Source organism: Streptococcus infantis (assembly GCF_047464415.1).
GTDB classification, from domain to species: Bacteria; Bacillota; Bacilli; order Lactobacillales; family Streptococcaceae; genus Streptococcus; species Streptococcus infantis_AE.
This window is the reverse complement of record NZ_JASHBX010000015.1, coordinates 1-22,113: the sequence shown is the minus strand read 5'-3', so window position 1 is coordinate 22,113 and position 22,113 is coordinate 1. Positions and strand designations below refer to the sequence as shown.

The following is a 22,113-nucleotide window of genomic DNA, read 5'->3' as shown; positions in this document are numbered from 1 at the left end:
TCTCCTTTTTAAAAATCGTCCTCCCAAAAGAGACTGTTGAGGTCAGTTTGGAGGCTTCGAGCGAGATTGAGACAAAGTTCCAGGGTAGGATTGTACTTGTCGTTCTCAATCATGTTGATAGTTTGCCTAGAGACACCGATATCCTTGGCGAGCTCAAGCTGGGATATGCCCAGTTCCTTGCGGAATTCTTTTACGCGATTCATGATTCCTCCTTTTTAGTTTATGTCACATATATTTGACTATAGTATATTCTTTTAAGAACATAATGTCAACTATTTTTGACATATTTTTAAAAGAATCTTGCTGATAATATTTCTATGTGAAAATCTTCTAGCGATTTTATGCTATAATGAAGAAAAATAAGAGTGATTTGGATACCCTGAATGCTATCCAATAAAGAAAGGGCAGAAAATGAACCATAAGATTGCAATTTTATCAGACATTCATGGCAACACTACGGCTTTAGCTGGAGTGCTTGAGGACGCTAAAAATTTGGGAGCGACTGAATATTGGCTTCTGGGAGATATTTTTCTTCCTGGGCCGGGAGCAACTGACTTGGTGGATCTTTTGAAAGACCTTCCCATTACAGCATCCGTTCGAGGCAACTGGGATGATTGTGTGTTGGAGGTTTTAGATGGGCAATATGATCTAGAAGATCCCCAAGAAATCCAGCTTATGCGATTGACCCAGTTTTTAATGGAGCGAATGGATCCTGCAACGATTACCTGGCTACGAAGCTTGCCTTTGTTAGAAAAGAAAGAAGTTGATGGACTGCGCTTTTCTCTTTCACATAATTTGCCTGATAAGAACTATGGTGGTGACTTGTCTGTTGGAAATAACACAGATAACTTTGATAAACTGCTAGATGAGGAAACGGACGTGGCGGTCTATGGACATGTTCACAAGCAGTTGCTTCGTTATGGTAGCCAAGGGCAACAAATCATCAATCCAGGTTCGATTGGTATGCCTTATTTTAATTGGGAAGGGCTGAAAAATCACCGAGCCCAGTATGCCTTGCTTGAAGTTGAAAATGGTGAATTGGTCAATATCCAATTTCGTAAGGTTGCCTATGATTATGAAGCAGAGCTAGAATCAGCCAAGGGAAAAGGACTTCCTTTTATCGAAATGTATGAAGAACTACGTCGAGAAGGCAACTATCGGGGGCATAATCTAGAACTCTTAGCTAGTTTAATTGAAAAGCATGGCTATGTAGAGGATGTGAAGAATTATTTTGATTTTTTGTAAGAGTTGCTTTAACGAACAGATACTAAATAAAACGATTGGACTAGCCAATCGTTTTTAATATATCTTATTGTAATTGAGATTGATCTGGTAGGTAAGAACCACCGAGATAGGTTTTGCTGAGTTTTTCAAGGGTTCCATCTTGGTAGAGTTCTTTGAGGATCTTGTCAAATTGGTCTTTAAATTCTTTTTGGTCACTTGAAAAGATGATGTAATTGTTTGGATTGTCATTGCTTTCCAAGTCAACTACGTTCAAGTCTAAACCTCGGTCTTGGATAATTTTTTTAACATTTTCGATAGATTTAATATAGATTTTAAAAATAGCGAACTCAAAGATCTTTTTAGCTTCAATAATTCGGTAAATGTTTGACAATGAAATTATTTTATTTTAAAATATAGGTATCATAAAACTATTTAAAGGAGATAGTCATGAAAAAACTTCTTACTGTGGGCCTTGTGCTCTTATCAGTTGCAACTTTAGCAGCTTGTGGAAATAAATCTTCTGATTCTGCAAGTAAAGCTTCAAGCTCGACTGAACAAACATCTGCTTCATCAAAAACAGATAACTCAAAGACAAACACATCTGAAGTTACTCTTTTAACAGATGAAGAAATCGACAACGCTAAAACAATTGGAGATATGAAAACTCTTTTTGGTAAGTTGATTGACAGCTATAAGAAATATGTTGAAGAAATCGGTGACAAAGTTCCAGAAGCTCAAAAAGATGCTTTTAAACAACAAGTGGAACCTGCTCTTAACTCACTAGAAACTTCAAGAAAGGCATTTAATGATGGATTGTCAAGCGCTGGTTCTGATGATACAGAAATGCCAGAAGAAGCACGCACTGTTTTCCTTCAACAATTGAAGACTGCACGTGATGCTATGAAACAAGCGATTGAGTCTGCAAGTAAAATTGTTTCAGCGCAATAATATGAGTAAAGTAGGCGAGTAATCGTCTACTTTTTCTTATGCAAAAAATTTTTACTATAGCTAGCAACTAAATCGAAAAGTATGTAATTCCTGATTAAGAGTTGGAATAAAGATCTCTACATTATGAAAAATCTCTGCAAGCTCTTTCAGAATGTGGTAAAATGGAAGCAATAGAAATAGAAAAGGAAATCAATTATGAAATTTCTTGAGTTAAATAAAAAAAGTCATGCGATCAAGCATTTTATTGATAAACCTGTCGATCCGAAGGATGTTCGTACAGCTATCGAAATCGCAACCTTGGCACCAAGCGCTCACAACAGTCAACCTTGGAAATTTGTCGTGGTTCGTGAAAGAAATGCTGAACTAGCAAAATTGGCTTACGGTTCAAACTTTGAGCAAGTAGCATCTGCACCTGTAACCATTGCCTTGTTTACAGATACAGACTTAGCCAAACGCGCCCGCAAGATTGCTCGTATTGGTGGTGCCAATAATTTCTCAGAAGAGCAGCTTCAATATTTTATGAAAAATCTTCCAGCAGAATTTGCGCGTTACAACGAACAACAAGTCAGTGACTACTTGGCTCTTAATGCTGGGCTTGTAGCTATGAACTTGGTCCTTGCATTGACTGACCAAGGAATCGGATCAAACATTATCCTTGGTTTTGATAAATCAAAAGTCAATGAAGTTTTGGAAATCGAAGAACGCTTCCGTCCAGAACTCTTGATCACAGTGGGATACACAGATGAGAAGTTAGAACCAAGCTACCGCTTGCCAGTAGATGAAATTATCGAAAAAAGATAGGAAGTAAAAATGACAGTTATTGATTTTACAGCAGAAGTAGAAAAACGTAAAGAAGCCCTCTTGGCTGACTTGTTTAGCCTTTTGGAAATCAACTCAGAACGTGATGACAGCAAGGTAGATGCTCAACATCCATTTGGACCTGGGCCAGTAAAAGCTTTGGAGAAATTCCTTGAAATCGCTGACCGTGATGGCTACCCAACAAAAAATGTTGACAACTATGCTGGACATTTCGAGTTTGGTGAAGGAGAAGAAGTTCTTGGAATCTTTGCCCACATGGACGTAGTGCCAGCGGGTAGCGGTTGGGACACTGAACCTTACACACCAACTATCAAAGATGGTCGTCTCTATGCGCGTGGTGCTTCTGACGATAAGGGACCAACTACAGCTTGTTACTATGGTTTGAAAATCATCAAAGAATTGGGACTTCCAACTTCTAAGAAAGTTCGTTTTATCGTTGGAACTGATGAAGAATCAGGTTGGGCAGACATGGACTACTACTTTGAGCATGTAGGACTTGCGAAGCCAGACTTTGGTTTCTCTCCAGATGCTGAATTCCCTATTATCAATGGTGAAAAAGGAAACATCACAGAATACCTTCACTTTGCCGGTGAAAATACTGGTGCAGCTCGTCTTCACAGCTTCACAGGTGGTTTGCGTGAAAACATGGTTCCTGAATCAGCAACAGCAGTCGTTTCAGGTGACTTGGATGACTTGCAAGCTAAACTAGATGCCTTTGTTGCAGAGCACAAACTCAGAGGAGACATCCAAGAAGAGAACGGTCAGTACAAGGTGACTGTAATTGGTAAATCAGCTCATGGTGCTATGCCTGCTTCAGGTGTCAATGGTGCGACTTACCTTGCTCTCTTCCTCAGCCAATTTGCTTTTGAAGGACCTGCAAAAGACTACCTCGATATTGCTGGTAAGATTCTCTTGAATGACCACGAAGGGAAGAACTTGAAAGTAGCTCATGTGGACGAAAAGATGGGTGCCCTTTCTATGAATGCGGGTGTTTTCCGCTTCGACGAATCAAGTGCTGACAATACTATTGCCCTTAACTTCCGTTATCCAAAAGGAACAAGCCCAGAGCAAATCAAGTCAGTTCTTGAAAACTTGCCAGTTGCTTCAGTTAGCCTTTCTGAGCATGGTCACACTCCTCACTATGTGCCAATGGAAGATCCACTCGTTCAAACCTTGTTGAATGTTTATGAAAAACAAACTGGACTTAAAGGTCATGAACAAGTCATCGGTGGTGGAACCTTTGGACGTTTGTTAGAGCGTGGTGTAGCCTACGGTGCTATGTTCCCAGATTCTATCGATACCATGCACCAAGCCAACGAATTTATCGCCTTGGATGATCTTTTCCGTGCAGCAGCCATCTACGCTGAAGCTATTTACGAATTGATCAAATAATGCTATAGAAGTCTGAGATTTAATGCTTAGACTTCTTTTTGGAGGAGAAAATGTCTCAAATCGAAAGAATCAAGCAAGCTATCATAGAGGATCCACAGAATGCCAGCTATACTGAGCAAGGCATCGAGCCACTCTTTGCAGCACCAAAAACAGCTCGTATCAATATCATTGGGCAGGCGCCAGGTCTCAAAACCCAGGAAGCAGGGCTATACTGGAAGGATAAAAGTGGGGACCGCTTGCGAGAATGGTTGGGTGTGGATGAAGACACCTTTTATAACTCAGGTTACTTTGCAGTCATGCCCATGGATTTCTACTTTCCAGGTCATGGGAAATCGGGTGACCTGCCACCTCGTCCAGGTTTTGCAGAAAAATGGCATCCAAAACTCTTGAAGGAGTTACCAGATATTCAATTAACACTCTTGATTGGGCAGTATGCCCAAGCCTACTATCTACATGAGAAAGTTAGTGGTAAGGTGACAGACCGTGTGCATCGGTTCAAGGATTATTTGCCTGATTATTTCCCTCTTGTACACCCATCACCCCGTAATCAAATTTGGATGAAAAAAAATCCTTGGTTTGAGGCAGAAGTGGTGCCTGACTTGAAAGATAGAATACAAAAAATTCTCGGAGAAGAAAAATGAAAGAAATTACTTTTAACGATTTTTACCAACTTTACCAGAATAGCTCACTTTCTGTATTGGACGTTAGAGAAGTAGAGGAATTTGAGGCTCTTCATTTAGAAGGTGCTCGGAATTTCCCTCTCAGTCAACTGGCTGATACTTATGAACAACTAGATAAAACTCAGCCTTACTATGTGATCTGTAAGTCAGGTATCCGTTCGGCACGCGCTTGTCAATTTTTAACAGAACAAGGCTATGAGGTCATCAATGTCCAAGGTGGCATGGATGCCTTAGAATAAGAAAAACTCCCTTTGAGACCAAAATAAAAAAGTTTCAAGGGGAATTTATTTGCTCTAAAATTCGGAAAATTGAAAACATTTTAGAATTATTTCGTGACAGCCTTTTCTAGCCTTTAATCATGTTATACTAAGAAAGTATTTTATTTTTAATAAGGAGAGTTTATGGCTAAAAAAGGTGCTTTAACAGGATTACTCCTGTTTGGAATATTTTTTGGAGCAGGTAACTTGATTTTCCCTCCAACTCTGGGCGCGCAGTCTGGAGAAAACTTCCTTCCTGCCATTGCAGGATTTGTATTTTCGGGTGTTGGGATTGCCGTCCTAACCTTGATCATTGGGACCCTCAATCCGAAGGGCTATATCTATGAAATTTCTAAGAAAATTTCTCCATGGTTTGCGACGATTTATCTTGCAGTTTTGTACTTGTCGATTGGTCCATTCTTTGCCATTCCACGTACAGCAACAACATCGTTTGAGGTCGGTATTAGTCCCCTTCTAGCTGAAGCAGATAAGGGTTTAGGTTTGATTGTCTTTACCATTCTCTACTTTGTTGCAGCCTATTTAATCGCCCTTAATCCTTCAAAAATCTTGGATCGTATCGGTCGAATCTTGACTCCAGTTTTTGCTATCTTAATTGTTATTCTGGTTATCCTTGGAGCTTTCAAGTATGGTGGGAACGCACCACAAGTAGCGTCAGGAGCTTATCAAGCATCAGCCTTTGGCGCAGGTTTCCTTGAAGGATACAATACACTTGATGCGCTTGCATCGGTTGCCTTCAGTGTTATTGCCGTTCAAACCTTGAAACAACTTGGTTTTTCAAGTAAGAAAGAGTACATTTCAACCATTTGGGTAGTTGGAATTGTTGTAGCACTCGGATTTAGTGCTCTTTACATCGGTCTAGGTTTCTTGGGCAATCATTTCCCAGTAACAGAAGAAGCAATGAAGAGTGGAACTCCTGGAGTTTATATCTTGTCTCAAGCGACTCAAGAAATCTTTGGTTCTACTGCTCAGCTTTTCCTTGCGGCTATGGTAACCGTTACTTGCTTTACAACGACTGTAGGGTTGATTGTATCAACTGCCGAGTTCTTTAATGGACGTTTCCCACAAGTCAGCTACAAGGTTTATGCGACAGTCTTTACCTTGATTGGTTTTGCTATTGCAAATCTTGGTTTGAGTGCTATAATTAAGTACTCTGTACCAGTTCTCGTTATTTTGTACCCAATTACGATTGCCATTGTCATGATTGTGATTGTGAACAAGTTTGTTGCTCTTTCTAAACCAGGAATGCAATTAACTGTTGGTATTGTTACAGCCATTGCTATTGCAAGTGTTTTAGGCTCTACTTTTAAAGTTGAGGTCCTTGCAAATATCGTTAACGCTCTACCATTTGCGGAGGCTTCTCTGCCATGGTTGGTACCAGCGATTATCGGTATTCTACTTTCTCTTGTTCTTCCAAATAAACAAGAAAGTGAAGCTTTTGAAATGGAATAATCACTAAAATCACTTTTGTAGCTAAGTCTACAGGAGTGATTTTCTTTTTTTATCCGATGATAAATGTGTTATAATAGGTAGCAAAAGAGGTGAAAAAATGAATCAAACTGTAGAATATATCAAAGAACTAACCGCTATTGCGTCACCAACAGGTTTTACGCGTGAAATTACGAATTATTTAGTTGAGACGCTTGAAAAACTAGGCTATCAACCTGTCCGTACTGCTAAAGGTGGAGTTAACGTTACTGTTAAAGGTAAAAATAATGAGCAGCAACGCTATGTAACTGCCCATGTGGATACCTTGGGAGCTATCGTTCGCGCTGTTAAACCAGATGGTCGTCTCAAGATGGACCGTATCGGTGGTTATCCTTGGAACATGATTGAAGGTGAAAACTGTACGGTTCATGTAGCTAGCACAGGTAAAACTGTATCAGGTACGATTTTGATCCACCAAACTTCTTGTCACGTTTATAAAGATGCTGGAACTGCTGAACGCACACAGGACAATATGGAAGTTCGTTTGGATGAAAAAGTAACCAATGAAAAAGAAACGCGCGCACTCGGTATCGAGGTTGGTGACTTTATCAGCTTTGACCCTCGAACTGTCGTGACTGAGACAGGCTTTATCAAGTCTCGTCATTTGGATGACAAGGTCAGCGCAGCTATTCTCCTTAATCTCCTCAAAGTCTACAAAGAAAAAGGGATTGAACTTCCTGTTACTACGCATTTTGCCTTTTCAGTCTTTGAAGAAGTGGGGCACGGTGCTAACTCAAGCATCCCTAGTCAAGTTGTTGAGTATCTTGCAGTGGATATGGGAGCAATGGGAGATGACCAGCAGACAGACGAGTACACAGTGTCTATCTGTGTCAAGGATGCTTCAGGTCCTTATCACTATGAATTCCGCCAACACTTGGTAGCTCTAGCAAAAGAGCAAGATATTCCATTCAAACTAGACATCTATCCATTTTACGGTTCGGATGCTTCGGCAGCTATGTCTGCAGGTGCAGAAGTTAAGCACGCTCTTCTAGGAGCAGGTATTGAGTCAAGCCATTCTTATGAGCGTACTCATATTGACTCTGTAGTTGCTACTGAGCGTATGGTTGATGCCTATCTCAAGAGTGAGTTGGTGGAATGAGATGTGCTTGATTTGTGATCGAATTGAACTCATCAAGTCTGGTGACAATCCCTACTTTGTAAAAGAACTGGAAACAGGATATGTTGTCATTGGTGACCACCAGTATTTTGAAGGTTACACTCTATTCTTAGCCAAGGAACATGTCACAGAACTACATCATCTAGGTCCAAGTGTCAGACTTCAATTTTTAGAGGAAATGAGTCTGGTGCAGGAAGCTGTTTCTAAAGCTTTTTCTGCTGAAAAGATGAATATAGAGTTGTTGGGAAATGGAGACGCCCATGTCCACTGGCATATTTTCCCTAGACGAGAGGGTGATATGAAGGGACACGGTCTTAATGGACGTGGTCCAGTCTGGTGGGTTCCATGGGAAGAAATGATTGCTGAAGAATATCAGGTTAAGGGAAGTAAATTAGAAGACTTGATTGCAAGATTATCTGAGACTTTAAACCAGATGATTAAATGAAAGGATAACAGATGAAAAAAAGATACCTTATCTTATCAGGATTATTAGCCTTGACATTGGCAGCTTGTTCACAAGAAAAATCAACAACTACAGAGGCCAAGTCTTCTGCAGAGCAATCAACTGTACAAGAAGGAACTGCGGGAAGTAAGTCTCAGGAAGCTAGTCAAAAGAAAGCAGAAGTGGTTAACAAAGGAGATCACTACAGCATTCAAGGCAAGTACGATGAGATTGTTGTGGCTAATAAGCATTATCCTATGTCAAAAGATTACAATCCTGGAGAAAATCCTACCGCAAAGGCAGAACTGTTAAAACTCATTGCAGCTATGCAACAAGCAGGCTTCCCAATTAGTGATCACTATAGTGGTTTTAGAAGTTATGAAACTCAAACTCAGCTTTATCAAAACTATGTAAATAAAGATGGCAAGGCTGAAGCTGACCGCTATTCTGCAAGACCTGGTTATAGTGAACACCAAACTGGATTAGCTTTTGATCTGGTTGGAACAAATGGAGACCTAGTCACTGAAGAAAAGGCAGCCCAATGGCTATTGGACCATGCTGCAGACTATGGCTTTGTTGTTCGTTATCTAAAAGGTAAGGAAAAGGAGACGGGTTATATGGCTGAGGAATGGCACCTTCGCTATGTTGGCAAAGAAGCCAAAGAAATTGCAGCAAGTGGCCTCAGTTTGGAAGAGTATTACGGCTTTGAAGGTGGAGACTATGTTGATTAGTCGCAAAACATCTTGCAAGATTACTTAAAATTTGATAAAATGAATAATAATTAAATAGGAATCTGCAAGACTAGTATCTCAGGGGAAGTATATCAGGGAGGAGAGCCATGACTGAAAGCTCTCTATATGAAAGCTGGGTGAATTCACTTGCCTATGGATTCAGAAATAAAGGTCTGACTTGTCAGATGAAAACGGATGGTACCGCGTGTCAACGCTCCGAGTGGAGTTTTTGGCATGTGGTTTTCTTTTTATCTACGAGAGACTGATGGAGGAATTATGTCAACTATTGAAGAACAATTAAAAGCGCTTCGTGAAGAAACGCTAGCTAGCTTGAAGCAGATTACTGCTGAAAATGAAAAAGAAATGCAAGAATTGCGTGTCTCTGTCCTTGGTAAAAAAGGTTCATTGACTGAAATCCTCAAAGGGATGAAGGATGTATCAGCTGAAATGCGCCCTGTTATCGGAAAACACGTCAATGAGGCTCGTGACGTCCTAACAGCTGCCTTTGAAGAAACAGCGAAGCTCTTGGAAGAAAAGAAAGTGGAAGCTCAATTAGCAAGTGAAAGCATCGATGTGACGCTTCCAGGTCGTCCAGTTGCGACTGGACACCGTCACGTCCTTACACAAACTAGTGAAGAAATCGAAGATATTTTCATCGGTATGGGTTACCAAGTCGTGGATGGTTTTGAAGTGGAGCAAGACTACTACAACTTTGAACGTATGAACCTTCCAAAAGATCACCCAGCTCGTGATATGCAGGACACTTTCTACATCACAGAAGAAATCTTGCTCCGTACCCACACGTCTCCAGTTCAGGCGCGTGCGATGGATGCTCATGACTTCTCTAAAGGTCCTTTGAAAATGATCTCGCCAGGGCGTGTATTCCGTCGTGATACGGACGATTCAACCCACAGTCACCAATTCCACCAAATCGAAGGCTTGGTTGTTGGGAAAAACATCTCTATGGCCGATCTTCAAGGAACTCTTCAGTTGATTGTACAAAAAATGTTTGGCGAAGAGCGTCAAATTCGTTTGCGCCCATCTTACTTCCCATTCACAGAGCCATCTGTTGAAGTTGACGTTTCATGCTTCAAGTGTGGAGGAGACGGCTGTAATGTATGTAAGAAAACTGGTTGGATCGAGATTATGGGTGCCGGTATGGTTCACCCACGTGTCCTTGAGATGAGTGGTATCGATGCGACTGTTTACTCTGGTTTTGCCTTTGGTCTTGGACAAGAACGTGTAGCTATGCTTCGTTACGGAATCAACGATATCCGTGGATTCTACCAAGGAGATGTTCGCTTCTCAGAACAGTTTAAATAATGATTAGAAAAGTAGAAAAGGCAGATGTTGGGGTGTTGTCCCAGATTGCCAAACAAACCTTTCGTGAAACATTTGCTCATGATAATACGGAAGAGCAGTTACAGGAATACTTTGAAGAGGCTTATAGTCTGAGAGTTTTGTCAGCTGAGTTGGAAAATCCTGAATCAGCGACCTATTTCATTTTGCATGAAGAGGAGATAGCTGGTTTTCTCAAAGTCAACTGGGGGAATGCTCAAACCGATAGAGAATTAGAGAACGCCTTTGAAATTCAACGCCTCTATGTGCTACAAACATACCAAGGATTTGGACTTGGTAAGCAACTATTTGAATTCGCTTTGGAACTTGCCGAAAACAATGATTTTTCCTGGGCTTGGCTAGGTGTTTGGGAGCATAATACAAAAGCTCAAGCATTTTATAATCGATATGGTTTTGAAAAATTTAGCCAACATAGTTTTATGGTTGGGCAAAAGGTAGATACGGATTGGTTACTGAAAAAGAAATTAAGGTAAGAAGATAATTCTTCTATATGAAATGATAGGAAAGGAAAAAAACTAGAGTGGCAACGGTCATTCTGGGAAACTAAATTATGTTAGTATCATACAAATGGTTAAAAGAATTGGTGGACATTGATGTGCCATCACAAGAGTTGGCTGAAAAAATGTCAACCACAGGGATCGAAGTAGAAGGTGTAGAATCACCTGCTGCTGGTCTCTCAAAAATTGTCGTCGGAGAAGTTTTGTCTTGTGAAGATGTGCCAGAAACACACTTGCATGTCTGCCAAGTCAATGTGGGTGAAGAAGAAGCCCGTCAAATCGTCTGTGGAGCACCAAATGTGCGTGCTGGTATCAAGGTCATGGTAGCTCTCCCAGGTGCTCGTATCGCGGACAACTACAAGATCAAAAAAGGGAAAATCCGTGGTTTGGAATCTCTCGGAATGATCTGTTCCCTTGGTGAATTGGGCATTTCTGATTCTGTTGTACCGAAAGAATTTGCTGACGGAATCCAAATCTTGCCTCAAGATGCTGTTCCTGGGGATGAAGTCTTCTCTTATTTAGATTTGGATGATGAAATTATCGAACTTTCCATCACTCCAAACCGTGCAGACGCTCTTTCTATGCGTGGGGTAGCGCACGAAGTAGCTGCTATCTATGACAAGGCAGTCAACTTTAAGGAATTCAGTTTAACAGAAACAGACCAAGCTGCAGCGGATGCTCTTTCTGTTAGTATTGACACAGATAAGTCACCTTATTATGCAGCTCGTATCTTGGACAATGTGACCATCGCACCAAGTCCACAATGGTTGCAAAACCTTCTCATGAATGAAGGTATCCGTCCGCTCAATAATGTGGTCGACGTGACTAACTATATCCTCCTCTACTTTGGCCAGCCTATGCATGCCTTTGACTTGGATACCTTTGAAGGAAGCGAGATTCGTGTGCGTGAAGCGCGTGCTGGTGAGAAATTGGTGACCTTGGACGGTGAAGAGCGTGAGTTGGAAACAACTGATTTAGTGATTACTGTTGCTGATAAACCAGTAGCCCTTGCAGGTGTCATGGGTGGTCAGGCTACAGAAATCTCTGAAAAGTCTACTCGTGTCGTTCTTGAAGCAGCTGTTTTCAATGGCAAATCTATCCGTAAGACAAGTGGTCGCCTCAACCTACGCTCTGAATCATCTTCACGCTTTGAAAAAGGCATCAATGTGGCAACCGTTAATGAAGCCCTTGATGCGGCAGCAAGCATGATTGTTGAATTGGCTGGTGCTACAGTGCGGAAGGGTATCGTTTCAGCAGGACAGTTGGATACTTCAGATGTAGAAGTTTCTTCAACTCTTGCTGACGTCAACCGTGTCCTCGGTACAGAGCTTTCCTACGCTGATGTAGAAGATGTCTTCCGTCGTCTTGGATTTGGCCTTTCTGGAAATGCTGATTCCTTTACTGTGAGCGTCCCTCGTCGTCGTTGGGATATTACTATTGAAGCTGACCTCTTTGAAGAAATCGCTCGTATCTATGGCTATGATCGCTTGCCAACTAGTCTTCCAAAAGATGATGGAACAGCTGGTGAATTGACTGCGACACAAAAACTCCGACGTCAAGTTCGTACCATTGCTGAAGGTGCTGGATTAACGGAAATCATCACCTACGCTCTTACAACTCCTGAAAAAGCGGTCGAGTTTACGATTCAGCCAAGTCATTTGACAGAATTGATGTGGCCAATGACTGTGGACCGTTCTGTTCTCCGTCAAAATATGGTTTCGGGTATTTTGGATACCGTAGCATACAACGTAGCGCGTAAGAATAAAGACTTGGCTCTTTATGAGATTGGAAAAGTCTTTGAACAAACAGGTAATCCAAAAGAAGAATTGCCAAATGAAATCAATAGCTTTGCCCTTGCCTTGACTGGCTTAGTTGCTGAAAAAGACTTCCAAACAGCAGCAGTTCCTGTTGACTTCTTCTATGCCAAGGGAATTTTGGAAGCTCTCTTTGCTCGCTTGGGTCTTGAAGTGACTTATACAGCAACCTCTGAAATCGCTAGCCTTCACCCAGGACGTACAGCCTTGATTTCACTCGGTGACCAAGTCCTTGGTTTCCTCGGTCAAGTACATCCTGTTACAGCTAAGGCTTACGATATTCCAGAAACTTATGTAGCAGAGCTCAACCTTTCAGCTATCGAGAAAGCCCTTCAACCAGCAGCTCCATTTGTGGAAATCACGAAATTCCCAGCAGTCAGCCGTGATATCGCTCTTCTCCTCAAAGCAGAAGTGACTCACCAAGATGTGGTTGATGCCATCAAATCTGCAGGCGTGAAACGTTTGACAGCTATCAAACTCTTTGATGTCTTCTCAGGTGAAAAACTAGGACTCGGTATGAAGTCAATGGCTTATAGCTTGACCTTCCAAAATCCAGAAGATAGCTTGACTGATGAAGAAGTCGCACGCTACATGGAAAAAATTCAAGCATCACTTGAAGAAAAAGTGAATGCAGAAGTGCGTTAACAGTCTATAATCCATCCCTAGGGATGGATTTTTTAGTACAAAAAATCATCAAGCTTTAGCCTGATGATTGAATTAAATTGACGGGGAAACAACTCCTTTTTTATTACTGTTACAAGATGATCAGACATCCATATTTTTTGTCATCCAATCAGCTAAGAAGTGGTAAGTATCTTGTCGATTGATTTCGTTCAGAATTTCGTGACGAGCCTCTTCAACTACTCGGACGCTTACTTTCGAATGTGAAGCCTTTAGGAGTTTTACAAATCTTTCTATACCTTTACCATTTTCTCCCAGAGGGTCTTCTTGTCCTGAAATAACGAGAATGGGGAGTTGAGCTGGAATCTCATCGATTACCTGCTTACTAGCTACTTGATTAGAGAAGTAAAAAATGGATCTGTACATGGGAATAGTAGGGATGAATTGACAGAATGGATCCTTCAGATAAGCTTGGTTAGATTCTTCATTTTTTGAAAGCCAATCTACAGATGTTTTAGGATTTTTAATACTACGGTTAAAACTGTCAGTGGACAGGTAGGTTAGAAGTTTACTACGGTGTTTATTCCCTTTTATAAGTCGGATGCATTCTGTTAGGATGAGAGCAAATCGAGTTAGAAACTGAGGTTGTTGACCAGTCGCCATGATAATCAAGGCATTGATAGGCGGTTTTCGTTTAGCTACATAATAGCGACACATAAGAGAACCCATAGAATGCCCTAGAAGGATGATTGGAAGTTCTGGATAGCTTTCTTGAATAAAAGAGGTCACTCTTTCAATATCATCGATGAGTTCCTCGGGAGATTCAGGAAAGACTCCGAGTTGACTTGGATTTTGAGAGGTATAACCATGGCCGAGATGATCATGACCGATAACAGTAAAGCCTTCTTTATTCATGGCTAGAGCAAATTCTTCATATCGTTCCACGTACTCTACCATTCCATGTACAAGCTGAAGAACGGCTTTTGGCTGTTCAGCTTCCCAAATGATTAAGTTATTGTTGTTTGGTTCGAGTTTAAGTCTTTTTTTCATATCAGATTCCTTGCCGATGATAATCTATAGTCTATCAGAAATATACCATAAAATAGCACGATAAGCTAGGCAGGATGATGAAGATTGGTAGGAACAATTCAGGACTGAAAATGGACATTTGAGGATATAGTCAACGGATTTATCAAGAGATGAGTATAATAAATTTATCACTTAAAATCTGGAGAATTAAAATGCTTTGTGATAAGCTAATAAAGTTCCTATCCAGTAAACTCCCTTCTTAAAAGTCATGATTTAAAAATGTACATAAATCATTGTAAATGCTATCAAAAAGGAGTATAATGAGTGCAATAAATTTCGGAGGTGGATGATGCTCGAAGTAAGAAATCTAGAGAAAAGTTTTGGGCCTAAGCAAGTTTTGTTTGGTGTTGACTTTCAAGCACGACCAGGGCGTATTTTGGGACTAGTCGGGAAAAATGGAGCTGGGAAAACAACTATTTTTCACAGTATTTTGAAATTTTTAGACTATCAAGGGGAGATTGAGCTTGATGGTCAAGACATTCGTCAGGAGACCTATGCTCGCATTGGTTATCTACCTGAAGAACGCAGTCTTATGCCTAAATTGACAGTCCTTGAACAAGTTCGTTACTTGGCGACTCTAAAAGGCATGGACGCTAAGGAAATCAAAGAAAAACTCCCTCAATGGATGGAAAAACTGGAAGTCAAGGGGAAACTGACGGATAAGATCAAAAGTCTCTCAAAAGGAAATCAACAGAAGATTCAGTTGATTATCACTTTGATTCATGAACCAGATTTGATTATCCTAGATGAGCCTTTTAGTGGCTTGGATCCAGTCAATACCGAACTCCTTAAGCGGGTTATCTTGAAAGAAAAAGAACGTGGCGCGACTATTATCTTTTCTGACCATGTCATGACCAATGTCGAAGAACTTTGTGATGATATCCTGATGATTCGTGATGGGCGTGTCGTCTTGCATGGACCGGTTCAAGAGGTTCGCAATCAATACGGGAAAACACGACTTTTTGTTTCAAGTGAACGAAGCAAGGAAGAACTGGAGAGTCTTCCTCATGTTAAACAGGTTAGCTTGACCAAGCAAGGTAGTTGGAAGTTGATTTTAGATGATGAAAGTGCAGGTAGAGAACTCTTCCCAATCTTGACTCAAGGTCAATATATCGCGACTTTTGACCAACAAGCTCCAACAATCGATGAAATCTTTAAATTAGAATCAGGGGTGGAAGTATGAGAAATATGTGGGTTGTAATCAAAGAAACCTATCTAAGACATGTCAAGTCGTGGAGTTTCTTCTTTATGGTGATTTCGCCTTTCCTCTTTTTAGGTCTATCTGGAGGAATTGGTGTTCTCCAAGGTTCTTCCTTGGCTCAAAATAGCAAGGTAGCAGTAGTTAGCTCTGTTCCTCTTGTTACAGAAGAACTTAAATCGACCAATGGTCTTAACTTTGACTATAAGGATGAAGCGAGTGCCCAAGAAGCCATCAAGGATGAAAAAATAAAAGGCTATCTAACTATTGACCAGGAGAACAGTGTCCTCAAGGCAGTCTATCATGGTGAAACTTCACTAGAGAGTGGCATTAAGTTAGCAGTGACCGCTAAGTTGAATGAACTCCAATCCCAACTCAACCGTTCAGAAGCAAATTTGTCTCAGGAACAGGAAAAACGCTTGGCTCAAACGGTTCAATTTACAGAACAGATTGATGAAGCCAAGGAAAATAAAAAGTTGGTTCAAACCTTTGCGGCTGCAGGACTGGGTTTCTTCCTCTATATGATTTTGATTACTTACGCTAGTGTCACTGCTCAAGAAGTAGCCAGCGAGAAAGGAACCAAAATCATGGAAGTGGTCTTCTCAAGCATTCGTGCTAGCCATTATTTCTACGCACGCATGATTGCCTTACTTCTTGTGATTTTGACTCATATTGGTATTTATGTCGTTGGTGGTCTTGGAGCTATCTTATTCTTTAAGGATATGCCTATCTTGGCTAATTCAGGTATTCTAAATCACTTGGGAGAGGCCTTCTCGCTTAACACCTTATTATTTATCTTAGTCAGTCTCTTCATGTATGTAGTCTTGGCAGCCTTCTTAGGTTCCATGGTTTCTCGTCCCGAAGATGCAGGAAAGGCCTTGTCTCCGTTGATGATTTTAATAATAGCTGGTTTTGTTGGCGTTACTGCACTAGGAGCTGCAGGAGACAATTTGATTTTGAAAATCGGTTCTTATATTCCTTTCATTTCGACCTTCTTTATGCCTTTTAGAGCTATCAATGGCTATGCAAATGGTTTGGAAGCTTGGATTTCACTTATGATTACGATTGCTTTTGCGGTGACTGCAACCATCTTTATCGGACGCATGTATGCTAGTTTGGTCCTTCAAACAGATGATTTGGGGATCTGGAAAACCTTTAAACGAGCTTTAAGTTATAAATAAAGTATCGGACCTGTGAGTGTATCTCCCAGGTCTTTTATACTCTTCGAAAATCTCTTCAAACCACGTCAGCATCCATCTGCAACCTCAAAACAGTGTTTTGAGCAGCCTGTGGCTAGTTTCCTAGTTTGCTCTTTGATTTTCATTGAGTATTAATTAGCTGAAATATTTCACATTTATTTCTCCTAAACCTTTGACTATTAGGCAAAATTATCGTACAATAAAGAGTACATGATAAAATGAGATCAGAGTTTATCCACTCTGACGTTAGTAGTAAAAAATGAGGAGAAACGCTTTGGAATTAGAAGTATTTGCTGGGCAAGAAAAAAGTGAACTATCTATGATTGAGGTGGCTCGTGCCATCTTGGAACTCCGTGGTCGTGATCACGAAATGCATTTTAGTGATTTGGTTAATGAAATCCAAAACTATCTCGGTACCTCTAATAGCGATATTCGTGAAGCTTTGCCTTTGTTCTATACAGAATTGAACTTTGACGGTAGCTTTATCTCTCTTGGAGATAACAAATGGGGCCTTCGTTCCTGGTATGGAGTGGATGAAATCGATGAGGAAATCATTGCTCTTGAAGAAAGTGATGATGAAGAAGTAGCACCTAAGGCTAAGAAAAAACGTGTCAACGCCTTTATGGATGGTGATACAGATGCTATTGATTACAGTGCAGATGATCCAGAGGATGAAGACGCCTACGAAGAAGATCCAGCTCTTTCTTATGATGATGAAAATCCAGATGATGAGAAGAATGAAGTGGAAGCCTACGATGCTGAAATCAATGAAATCGCCCCAGATGATCTAGATGAAGAAGTCGATCTTAATGAAGAAGACGACGAAGACTCTGAAGAAGAGGAAGAATAAAAATAAAAAGGAGTTGGAGCTGGAATCGGTCTATCAAGTCTCGATTTCCTAGTCCAGCTTTTTTTGTATTAGTCTGAGTTAGTTTTGTAAGCTGGAATGCGCCAAGTCAACGATTTGTTCTATTTGACAAATGGTTCATTTTGAGGTAATATATTGTTCGGGCACCTCTTTTAGAGGTCGGAGCTCCCTAGTTATTAGGGAGCTATTTTTGTTTTTCCAGGAAGCTTTGCTTCTTGGGGTGTAGTTATTGATGAAGGTCTTGTTTTCTCAATCCCCTGTTAGTGAACAAGACCTTGAGCATTTTAGAAAGAGGAATCTATGTCTACGAAATATATTTTTGTCACTGGTGGTGTGGTGTCGTCTATTGGAAAAGGGATCGTTGCAGCGAGTCTAGGACGGCTCTTGAAAAATCGTGGTTTGAAGGTAACCATCCAAAAATTTGACCCTTATATCAATATCGATCCAGGGACCATGAGCCCTTACCAGCACGGGGAAGTCTTTGTAACAGATGATGGGGCTGAGACAGATTTGGACTTGGGTCACTATGAACGTTTTATTGATATCAATCTCAATAAATACTCAAATGTGACAACTGGTAAAATCTACAGCGAAGTTCTGCGTAAAGAACGTCGTGGAGAGTACCTTGGTGCAACTGTCCAAGTTATTCCTCATATTACAGATGCTTTGAAAGAAAAAATCAAGCGTGCTGCTCTTACGACAGACTCTGATGTCATTATTACAGAGGTTGGTGGAACAGTCGGGGATATCGAGTCCCTTCCATTCTTAGAAGCTCTTCGTCAGATGAAGGCAGATGTGGGTGCAGATAATGTCATGTATATCCATACGACCTTGCTTCCTTACCTCAAGGCAGCTGGTGAAATGAAGACAAAACCAACTCAACACTCTGTCAAAGAATTGCGTGGTTTGGGAATCCAGCCTAATATGTTAGTCATCCGTACTGAAAAGCCAGCTGGACAAGGAATTAAAAATAAACTGGCCCAGTTCTGTGATGTGGCACCAGAAGCAGTTATCGAGTCCTTGGATGTGGATCATCTTTACCAAATCCCACTTAACCTGCAAGCACAAGGTATGGATCAAATCGTTTGTGACCATTTGAAAATTGATGCACCTGCAGCAGATATGACAGAGTGGTCAGCTATGGTTGATAAGGTCATGAACCTCAAAAAACAAGTCAAGATTGCTCTTGTTGGTAAGTATGTTGAGTTGCAAGATGCCTACATTTCTGTCGTAGAGGCCTTGAAACACTCAGGTTATGCCAATGATACAGAAGTGAAGATTGATTGGGTCAATGCTAACGATGTGACAGCTGATAATGTGGCAGAACTCCTATCTGATGCTGACGGAATCATCGTGCCAGGTGGTTTTGGTCAACGTGGAACAGAAGGTAAGATTGAAGCGATTCGCTATGCGCGTGAAAATGATGTACCAATGCTGGGAGTCTGCTTGGGTATGCAGTTGACCTGTATCGAGTTTGCCCGTAATGTCTTAGGTCTTGAAGGAGCTAATTCAGCAGAGCTAAATCCTGATACCAAATATCCTATCATCGATATCATGCGTGATCAGATTGATGTTGAGGACATGGGTGGAACCCTTCGCTTGGGACTTTATCCTTCTAAGCTAAAACGTGGTTCTAAGGCAGCGGCAGCTTATCATAACAAAGAAGTGGTCCAACGTCGTCACCGTCACCGTTATGAATTTAACAATGCTTTCCGTGAACAGTTTGAAGGAGCAGGTTTTGTCTTTTCAGGCGTTTCACCAGACAACCGCTTGGTAGAAATTGTGGAAATTCCAGAAAACAAATTCTTTGTGGCTTGTCAGTACCACCCAGAGCTTTCAAGTCGTCCAAACCGCCCAGAAGAACTCTACACTGCTTTTGTAACAGCAGCGGTTGAAAATAGTAAATAGTCATGATTAAACCTTTGAGAGTCATCTCAGAGGTTTTAATTTGTTTTCACAATTATGAAAATCTGGAAAAAGGACATTATTTTTGGTAAGATAAGGGTATGGATTTTGAAAAAATTGAACAAGCATATACCTATTTACTAGAAAATGTCCAAATCATTCAAAATGATTTGACGACAAATTTTTACGATGCCTTGATTGAGCAAAATGGAATCTATCTAGATGGTCAGACAAATCTGGAAGATGTCAAGAAAAATAATCAAGCATTAAAACGACTGGCTCTTCGAAAAGAAGAGTGGTTACGAACCTACCAATTCTTGTTAATGAAGGCAGCGCAAACAGAACCTCTACAAGCAAATCACCAGTTTACACCAGATGCCATTGGTCACTTGATGATTTTTCTGATGGAGCAACTGTGGCCTGCTGAAAATCTAAGTTTATTAGAGTTGGGGTCTGGGATGGGAATTCTGGGTGCTAGCTTCTTAACGTCCATGAACAAAAAGGTAGATTACCTTGGGATTGAACTAGATGACCTCTTAATCGATTTGGCTGCAAGTATGGCAGAAATTATGGATCTGCAAATGGGCTTTGTCCAAGGAGATGCAGTACGTCCACAAGTATTAAAAGAAAGTGATATTATCGTGAGCGATCTCCCGATTGGCTACTACCCAGACGATCAGATTGCCTCACGTTACCAAGTGGCAGCAAAGGATGAACATACTTACGCTCATCATCTATTAATGGAGCAATCTCTCAAGTATCTTAAGACGGGAGGCTATGCTATTTTCCTTGCTCCAACAGATCTTTTGACGAGTCCTCAGAGTGATCTCTTGAAATCCTGGCTGACTGATCAAGCTCAACTAGTCGCTATCATAGCTTTACCAGAGGATCTCTTCGCTCAAGGAGCCCAGTCTAAGACCATTTTTGTTTTGCAAAAGAAGGTGGGAGAAGGGACAGAGCCCTTTGTTTATCCACTTACTAGCCTTCGGGATCCTGAAATTTTGTTGGAATTTAAGGAAAATTTTCAAAATTGGTGTCAAGAACATGAAATCTAGTATAAATTTTGATATAATAGTTGAAAACGCTTAAAAAAGGGGAAACATTATGACAAAAACCATTGCAATTAACGCTGGAAGTTCTAGCTTGAAATGGCAACTTTACCAAATGCCAGAAGAAAAAGTATTAGCAAAAGGGTTGATTGAGCGAATTGGATTGAAAGATTCTATTTCTACAGTTAAATTTGATGGTCGTTCAGAACAACAAGTCCTTGACATTGACAACCATACTTTGGCAGTTAAGATTTTGCTTGATGACTTGATTCGTTTTGATATTATTAAATCTTATGATGAAATTACTGGTGTTGGACACCGTGTCGTTGCAGGTGGAGAGTACTTCAAAGAGTCTACAGTCGTGGAAGGTGATGTAATTGAAAAAGTTGAAGAGTTAGGTCTTCTTGCCCCATTGCACAATCCTGCGAATGCTGCGGGTATTCGTGCCTTCAAAGAATTGTTGCCAGATATTACGAGTGTCGTTGTTTTTGATACTTCCTTCCATACAACAATGCCAGAGAAAGCTTATCGCTATCCTCTACCAACAAAATATTACACAGAAAACAAGGTTCGTAAGTACGGAGCCCATGGAACTAGCCATCAGTACGTTGCTCAAGAAGCAGCAAAACTCTTGGGTCGTCCACTTGAAGAGTTGAAGTTAATCACTTGTCACATCGGTAATGGTGCTTCTATTACAGCTGTTAAGGGTGGGAAATCTGTTGATACTTCAATGGGATTCACTCCACTTGGTGGTGTAATGATGGGAACTCGTACAGGGGATATTGACCCAGCCATCATTCCTTATTTAATGCAATATACAGAGGACTTTAACAAGCCTGAGGACATCAGTCGTATCCTCAATCGTGAGTCAGGTTTGATGGGTGTTTCAGGTAAGTCTAGTGATATGCGTGATGTAATTGCTGCTATGGATGCAGGAGATCACGATGCTACTTTGGCTTATGAAATGTATGTTGACCGTATCCAAAAACATATTGGTCAATACCTTGCAGTCCTAAATGGAGCAGATGCTATTATTTTCACAGCAGGTATCGGTGAAAATTCTACTAATGTACGTGAAGATGTTATTTCAGGGATTTCTTGGTTTGGTTGCGATGTAGATCCAGAGAAAAATGTCTTTGGTGCAACCGGAGATATTTCGACAGATACAGCAAGTGTACGTGTACTGGTAATTCCAACGGATGAAGAATTGGTCATTGCGCGTGACGTTGAACGTTTGAAAAAATAACAGATCAAAAATCGACCTTCAATTATAGGCTCTATAATATTTGTAGTGGGTAAATCCCCTATGGATCTTATGGAGCCTATTTTTGTGTAGAAAAAAAGTCCCATAAGATCTATAATGAAAAGCGACCAAACCATCATTAGAAAGAATCATAT

Annotated in this window: 21 protein-coding genes and 1 pseudogene; 19 read left to right on the top strand and 3 right to left on the bottom strand. The window is 40.7% G+C overall.

What is annotated here, in order from left to right; genetic code table 11:
- Positions 1 to 8: 8 nt before the first annotated feature.
- Complete coding sequence (locus QM460_RS08750; RefSeq protein WP_001082470.1) at positions 9 to 203, bottom strand: helix-turn-helix transcriptional regulator; 195 nt, start codon at positions 201 to 203, stop codon at positions 9 to 11.
- A 208-nt stretch (positions 204 to 411) separates the two neighbouring features.
- On the opposite strand from QM460_RS08750, the gene QM460_RS08745 reads away from it, so the two are divergent.
- Positions 412 to 1,245 (top strand): metallophosphoesterase family protein, encoded by an 834-nt coding sequence (locus QM460_RS08745; protein ID WP_414289858.1) that lies wholly within the window; start codon positions 412 to 414, stop codon positions 1,243 to 1,245.
- A 64-nt stretch (positions 1,246 to 1,309) separates the two neighbouring features.
- Here QM460_RS08745 and QM460_RS08740 read toward each other — a convergent pair.
- Positions 1,310 to 1,531 (bottom strand): annotated as a pseudogene (locus tag QM460_RS08740) (amino acid ABC transporter substrate-binding protein); the annotation flags it as partial.
- A 140-nt stretch (positions 1,532 to 1,671) separates the two neighbouring features.
- On the opposite strand from QM460_RS08740, the gene QM460_RS08735 reads away from it, so the two are divergent.
- The 12 genes from QM460_RS08735 (at position 1,672) to pheT (ending at position 13,431) form a co-directional block, all read left to right on the top strand.
- Positions 1,672 to 2,172: a hypothetical protein gene (locus QM460_RS08735; RefSeq protein ID WP_045763578.1), complete on the top strand. Its 501-nt coding sequence runs from the start codon at positions 1,672 to 1,674 to the stop codon at positions 2,170 to 2,172.
- Between the two features lie 195 nt (positions 2,173 to 2,367).
- Positions 2,368 to 2,973: a nitroreductase family protein gene (locus tag QM460_RS08730; protein WP_414289857.1), complete on the top strand. Its 606-nt coding sequence runs from the start codon at positions 2,368 to 2,370 to the stop codon at positions 2,971 to 2,973.
- Between the two features lie 9 nt (positions 2,974 to 2,982).
- On the top strand, positions 2,983 to 4,383 hold the full coding sequence (pepV, locus tag QM460_RS08725) for a dipeptidase PepV (RefSeq protein WP_414289856.1): 1,401 nt from the start codon (positions 2,983 to 2,985) through the stop codon (positions 4,381 to 4,383).
- A gap of 50 nt (positions 4,384 to 4,433) precedes the next feature.
- On the top strand, positions 4,434 to 5,024 hold the full coding sequence (locus tag QM460_RS08720) for a uracil-DNA glycosylase family protein (RefSeq protein ID WP_371620468.1): 591 nt from the start codon (positions 4,434 to 4,436) through the stop codon (positions 5,022 to 5,024).
- On the top strand, positions 5,021 to 5,302 hold the full coding sequence (locus tag QM460_RS08715) for a rhodanese-like domain-containing protein (RefSeq protein WP_414289855.1): 282 nt from the start codon (positions 5,021 to 5,023) through the stop codon (positions 5,300 to 5,302). The genes QM460_RS08720 and QM460_RS08715 overlap by 4 nt, the downstream gene beginning before the upstream one ends.
- Positions 5,303 to 5,464: 162 nt before the next feature.
- Positions 5,465 to 6,790 (top strand): branched-chain amino acid transport system II carrier protein, encoded by a 1,326-nt coding sequence (gene brnQ / locus QM460_RS08710; protein WP_414289854.1) that lies wholly within the window; start codon positions 5,465 to 5,467, stop codon positions 6,788 to 6,790.
- A 97-nt stretch (positions 6,791 to 6,887) separates the two neighbouring features.
- Positions 6,888 to 7,925 (top strand): M42 family metallopeptidase, encoded by a 1,038-nt coding sequence (locus QM460_RS08705; protein ID WP_414289853.1) that lies wholly within the window; start codon positions 6,888 to 6,890, stop codon positions 7,923 to 7,925.
- Between the two features lies 1 nt (position 7,926).
- Positions 7,927 to 8,388, top strand: a complete 462-nt coding sequence (locus QM460_RS08700; RefSeq protein WP_414289852.1) for an HIT family protein — start codon at positions 7,927 to 7,929, stop codon at positions 8,386 to 8,388.
- Positions 8,389 to 8,399: 11 nt separating this feature from the next.
- Positions 8,400 to 9,116 carry an LD-carboxypeptidase LdcB/DacB gene (ldcB, locus tag QM460_RS08695; protein ID WP_414289851.1) on the top strand — a complete coding sequence of 239 codons (717 nt, stop codon included), beginning with the start codon at positions 8,400 to 8,402 and terminating at the stop codon, positions 9,114 to 9,116.
- 276 nt (positions 9,117 to 9,392) lie between these two features.
- Positions 9,393 to 10,439 (top strand): phenylalanine--tRNA ligase subunit alpha, encoded by a 1,047-nt coding sequence (gene pheS, locus QM460_RS08690; RefSeq protein WP_414289850.1) that lies wholly within the window; start codon positions 9,393 to 9,395, stop codon positions 10,437 to 10,439.
- Positions 10,439 to 10,948, top strand: coding sequence for an N-acetyltransferase family protein (locus QM460_RS08685; RefSeq protein ID WP_414289849.1), 510 nt, complete (start codon positions 10,439 to 10,441; stop codon positions 10,946 to 10,948). The genes pheS and QM460_RS08685 overlap by 1 nt, the downstream gene beginning before the upstream one ends.
- Before the next feature lie 77 nt (positions 10,949 to 11,025).
- Positions 11,026 to 13,431 (top strand): phenylalanine--tRNA ligase subunit beta, encoded by a 2,406-nt coding sequence (pheT, locus tag QM460_RS08680; RefSeq protein ID WP_414289848.1) that lies wholly within the window; start codon positions 11,026 to 11,028, stop codon positions 13,429 to 13,431.
- A gap of 120 nt (positions 13,432 to 13,551) precedes the next feature.
- Here pheT and QM460_RS08675 read toward each other — a convergent pair whose 3' ends face one another.
- Positions 13,552 to 14,457, bottom strand: a complete 906-nt coding sequence (locus QM460_RS08675) for an alpha/beta fold hydrolase (RefSeq protein ID WP_414289847.1) — start codon at positions 14,455 to 14,457, stop codon at positions 13,552 to 13,554.
- A 328-nt stretch (positions 14,458 to 14,785) separates the two neighbouring features.
- Between QM460_RS08675 and QM460_RS08670 the strand changes: the two genes are divergently transcribed.
- The 6 genes from QM460_RS08670 (at position 14,786) to QM460_RS08645 (ending at position 21,961) form a co-directional block, all read left to right on the top strand.
- Complete coding sequence (locus tag QM460_RS08670) at positions 14,786 to 15,679, top strand: ABC transporter ATP-binding protein (protein WP_045763567.1); 894 nt, start codon at positions 14,786 to 14,788, stop codon at positions 15,677 to 15,679.
- Complete coding sequence (locus tag QM460_RS08665) at positions 15,676 to 16,875, top strand: ABC transporter permease (protein WP_414289846.1); 1,200 nt, start codon at positions 15,676 to 15,678, stop codon at positions 16,873 to 16,875. The genes QM460_RS08670 and QM460_RS08665 overlap by 4 nt, the downstream gene beginning before the upstream one ends.
- A gap of 292 nt (positions 16,876 to 17,167) precedes the next feature.
- Positions 17,168 to 17,743, top strand: a complete 576-nt coding sequence (gene rpoE, locus QM460_RS08660; protein WP_049502915.1) for a DNA-directed RNA polymerase subunit delta — start codon at positions 17,168 to 17,170, stop codon at positions 17,741 to 17,743.
- Between the two features lie 318 nt (positions 17,744 to 18,061).
- On the top strand, positions 18,062 to 19,669 hold the full coding sequence (locus QM460_RS08655; protein ID WP_414289845.1) for a CTP synthase: 1,608 nt from the start codon (positions 18,062 to 18,064) through the stop codon (positions 19,667 to 19,669).
- A gap of 98 nt (positions 19,670 to 19,767) precedes the next feature.
- Positions 19,768 to 20,721 (top strand): class I SAM-dependent methyltransferase, encoded by a 954-nt coding sequence (locus QM460_RS08650; RefSeq protein ID WP_414289844.1) that lies wholly within the window; start codon positions 19,768 to 19,770, stop codon positions 20,719 to 20,721.
- 49 nt (positions 20,722 to 20,770) lie between these two features.
- Positions 20,771 to 21,961 carry an acetate kinase gene (locus QM460_RS08645; RefSeq protein WP_414289843.1) on the top strand — a complete coding sequence of 397 codons (1,191 nt, stop codon included), beginning with the start codon at positions 20,771 to 20,773 and terminating at the stop codon, positions 21,959 to 21,961.
- Positions 21,962 to 22,113 lie beyond the last annotated feature (152 nt).

Bases quoted from the DNA above. Each gene is read 5' to 3' on its own strand.
- QM460_RS08645 (WP_414289843.1), top strand. From the start codon at position 20,771: ATGACAAAAACCATTGCAATTAACGCTGGAAGTTCTAGCTTGAAATGG.
- QM460_RS08700 (WP_414289852.1), top strand. From the start codon at position 7,927: ATGTGCTTGATTTGTGATCGAATTGAACTCATCAAGTCTGGTGACAAT.
- QM460_RS08720 (WP_371620468.1), top strand. From the start codon at position 4,434: ATGTCTCAAATCGAAAGAATCAAGCAAGCTATCATAGAGGATCCACAG.
- pepV (WP_414289856.1), top strand. From the start codon at position 2,983: ATGACAGTTATTGATTTTACAGCAGAAGTAGAAAAACGTAAAGAAGCC.
- QM460_RS08675 (WP_414289847.1), bottom strand. From the start codon at position 14,457: ATGAAAAAAAGACTTAAACTCGAACCAAACAACAATAACTTAATCATT.
- QM460_RS08665 (WP_414289846.1), top strand. From the start codon at position 15,676: ATGAGAAATATGTGGGTTGTAATCAAAGAAACCTATCTAAGACATGTC.
- pheT (WP_414289848.1), top strand. From the start codon at position 11,026: ATGTTAGTATCATACAAATGGTTAAAAGAATTGGTGGACATTGATGTG.
- QM460_RS08650 (WP_414289844.1), top strand. From the start codon at position 19,768: ATGGATTTTGAAAAAATTGAACAAGCATATACCTATTTACTAGAAAAT.
- brnQ (WP_414289854.1), top strand. From the start codon at position 5,465: ATGGCTAAAAAAGGTGCTTTAACAGGATTACTCCTGTTTGGAATATTT.
- QM460_RS08730 (WP_414289857.1), top strand. From the start codon at position 2,368: ATGAAATTTCTTGAGTTAAATAAAAAAAGTCATGCGATCAAGCATTTT.
- QM460_RS08705 (WP_414289853.1), top strand. From the start codon at position 6,888: ATGAATCAAACTGTAGAATATATCAAAGAACTAACCGCTATTGCGTCA.
- QM460_RS08670 (WP_045763567.1), top strand. From the start codon at position 14,786: ATGCTCGAAGTAAGAAATCTAGAGAAAAGTTTTGGGCCTAAGCAAGTT.
- QM460_RS08745 (WP_414289858.1), top strand. From the start codon at position 412: ATGAACCATAAGATTGCAATTTTATCAGACATTCATGGCAACACTACG.
- QM460_RS08715 (WP_414289855.1), top strand. From the start codon at position 5,021: ATGAAAGAAATTACTTTTAACGATTTTTACCAACTTTACCAGAATAGC.
- ldcB (WP_414289851.1), top strand. From the start codon at position 8,400: ATGAAAAAAAGATACCTTATCTTATCAGGATTATTAGCCTTGACATTG.
- QM460_RS08655 (WP_414289845.1), top strand. From the start codon at position 18,062: ATGTCTACGAAATATATTTTTGTCACTGGTGGTGTGGTGTCGTCTATT.
- QM460_RS08750 (WP_001082470.1), bottom strand. From the start codon at position 203: ATGAATCGCGTAAAAGAATTCCGCAAGGAACTGGGCATATCCCAGCTT.
- QM460_RS08735 (WP_045763578.1), top strand. From the start codon at position 1,672: ATGAAAAAACTTCTTACTGTGGGCCTTGTGCTCTTATCAGTTGCAACT.
- pheS (WP_414289850.1), top strand. From the start codon at position 9,393: ATGTCAACTATTGAAGAACAATTAAAAGCGCTTCGTGAAGAAACGCTA.
- QM460_RS08685 (WP_414289849.1), top strand. From the start codon at position 10,439: ATGATTAGAAAAGTAGAAAAGGCAGATGTTGGGGTGTTGTCCCAGATT.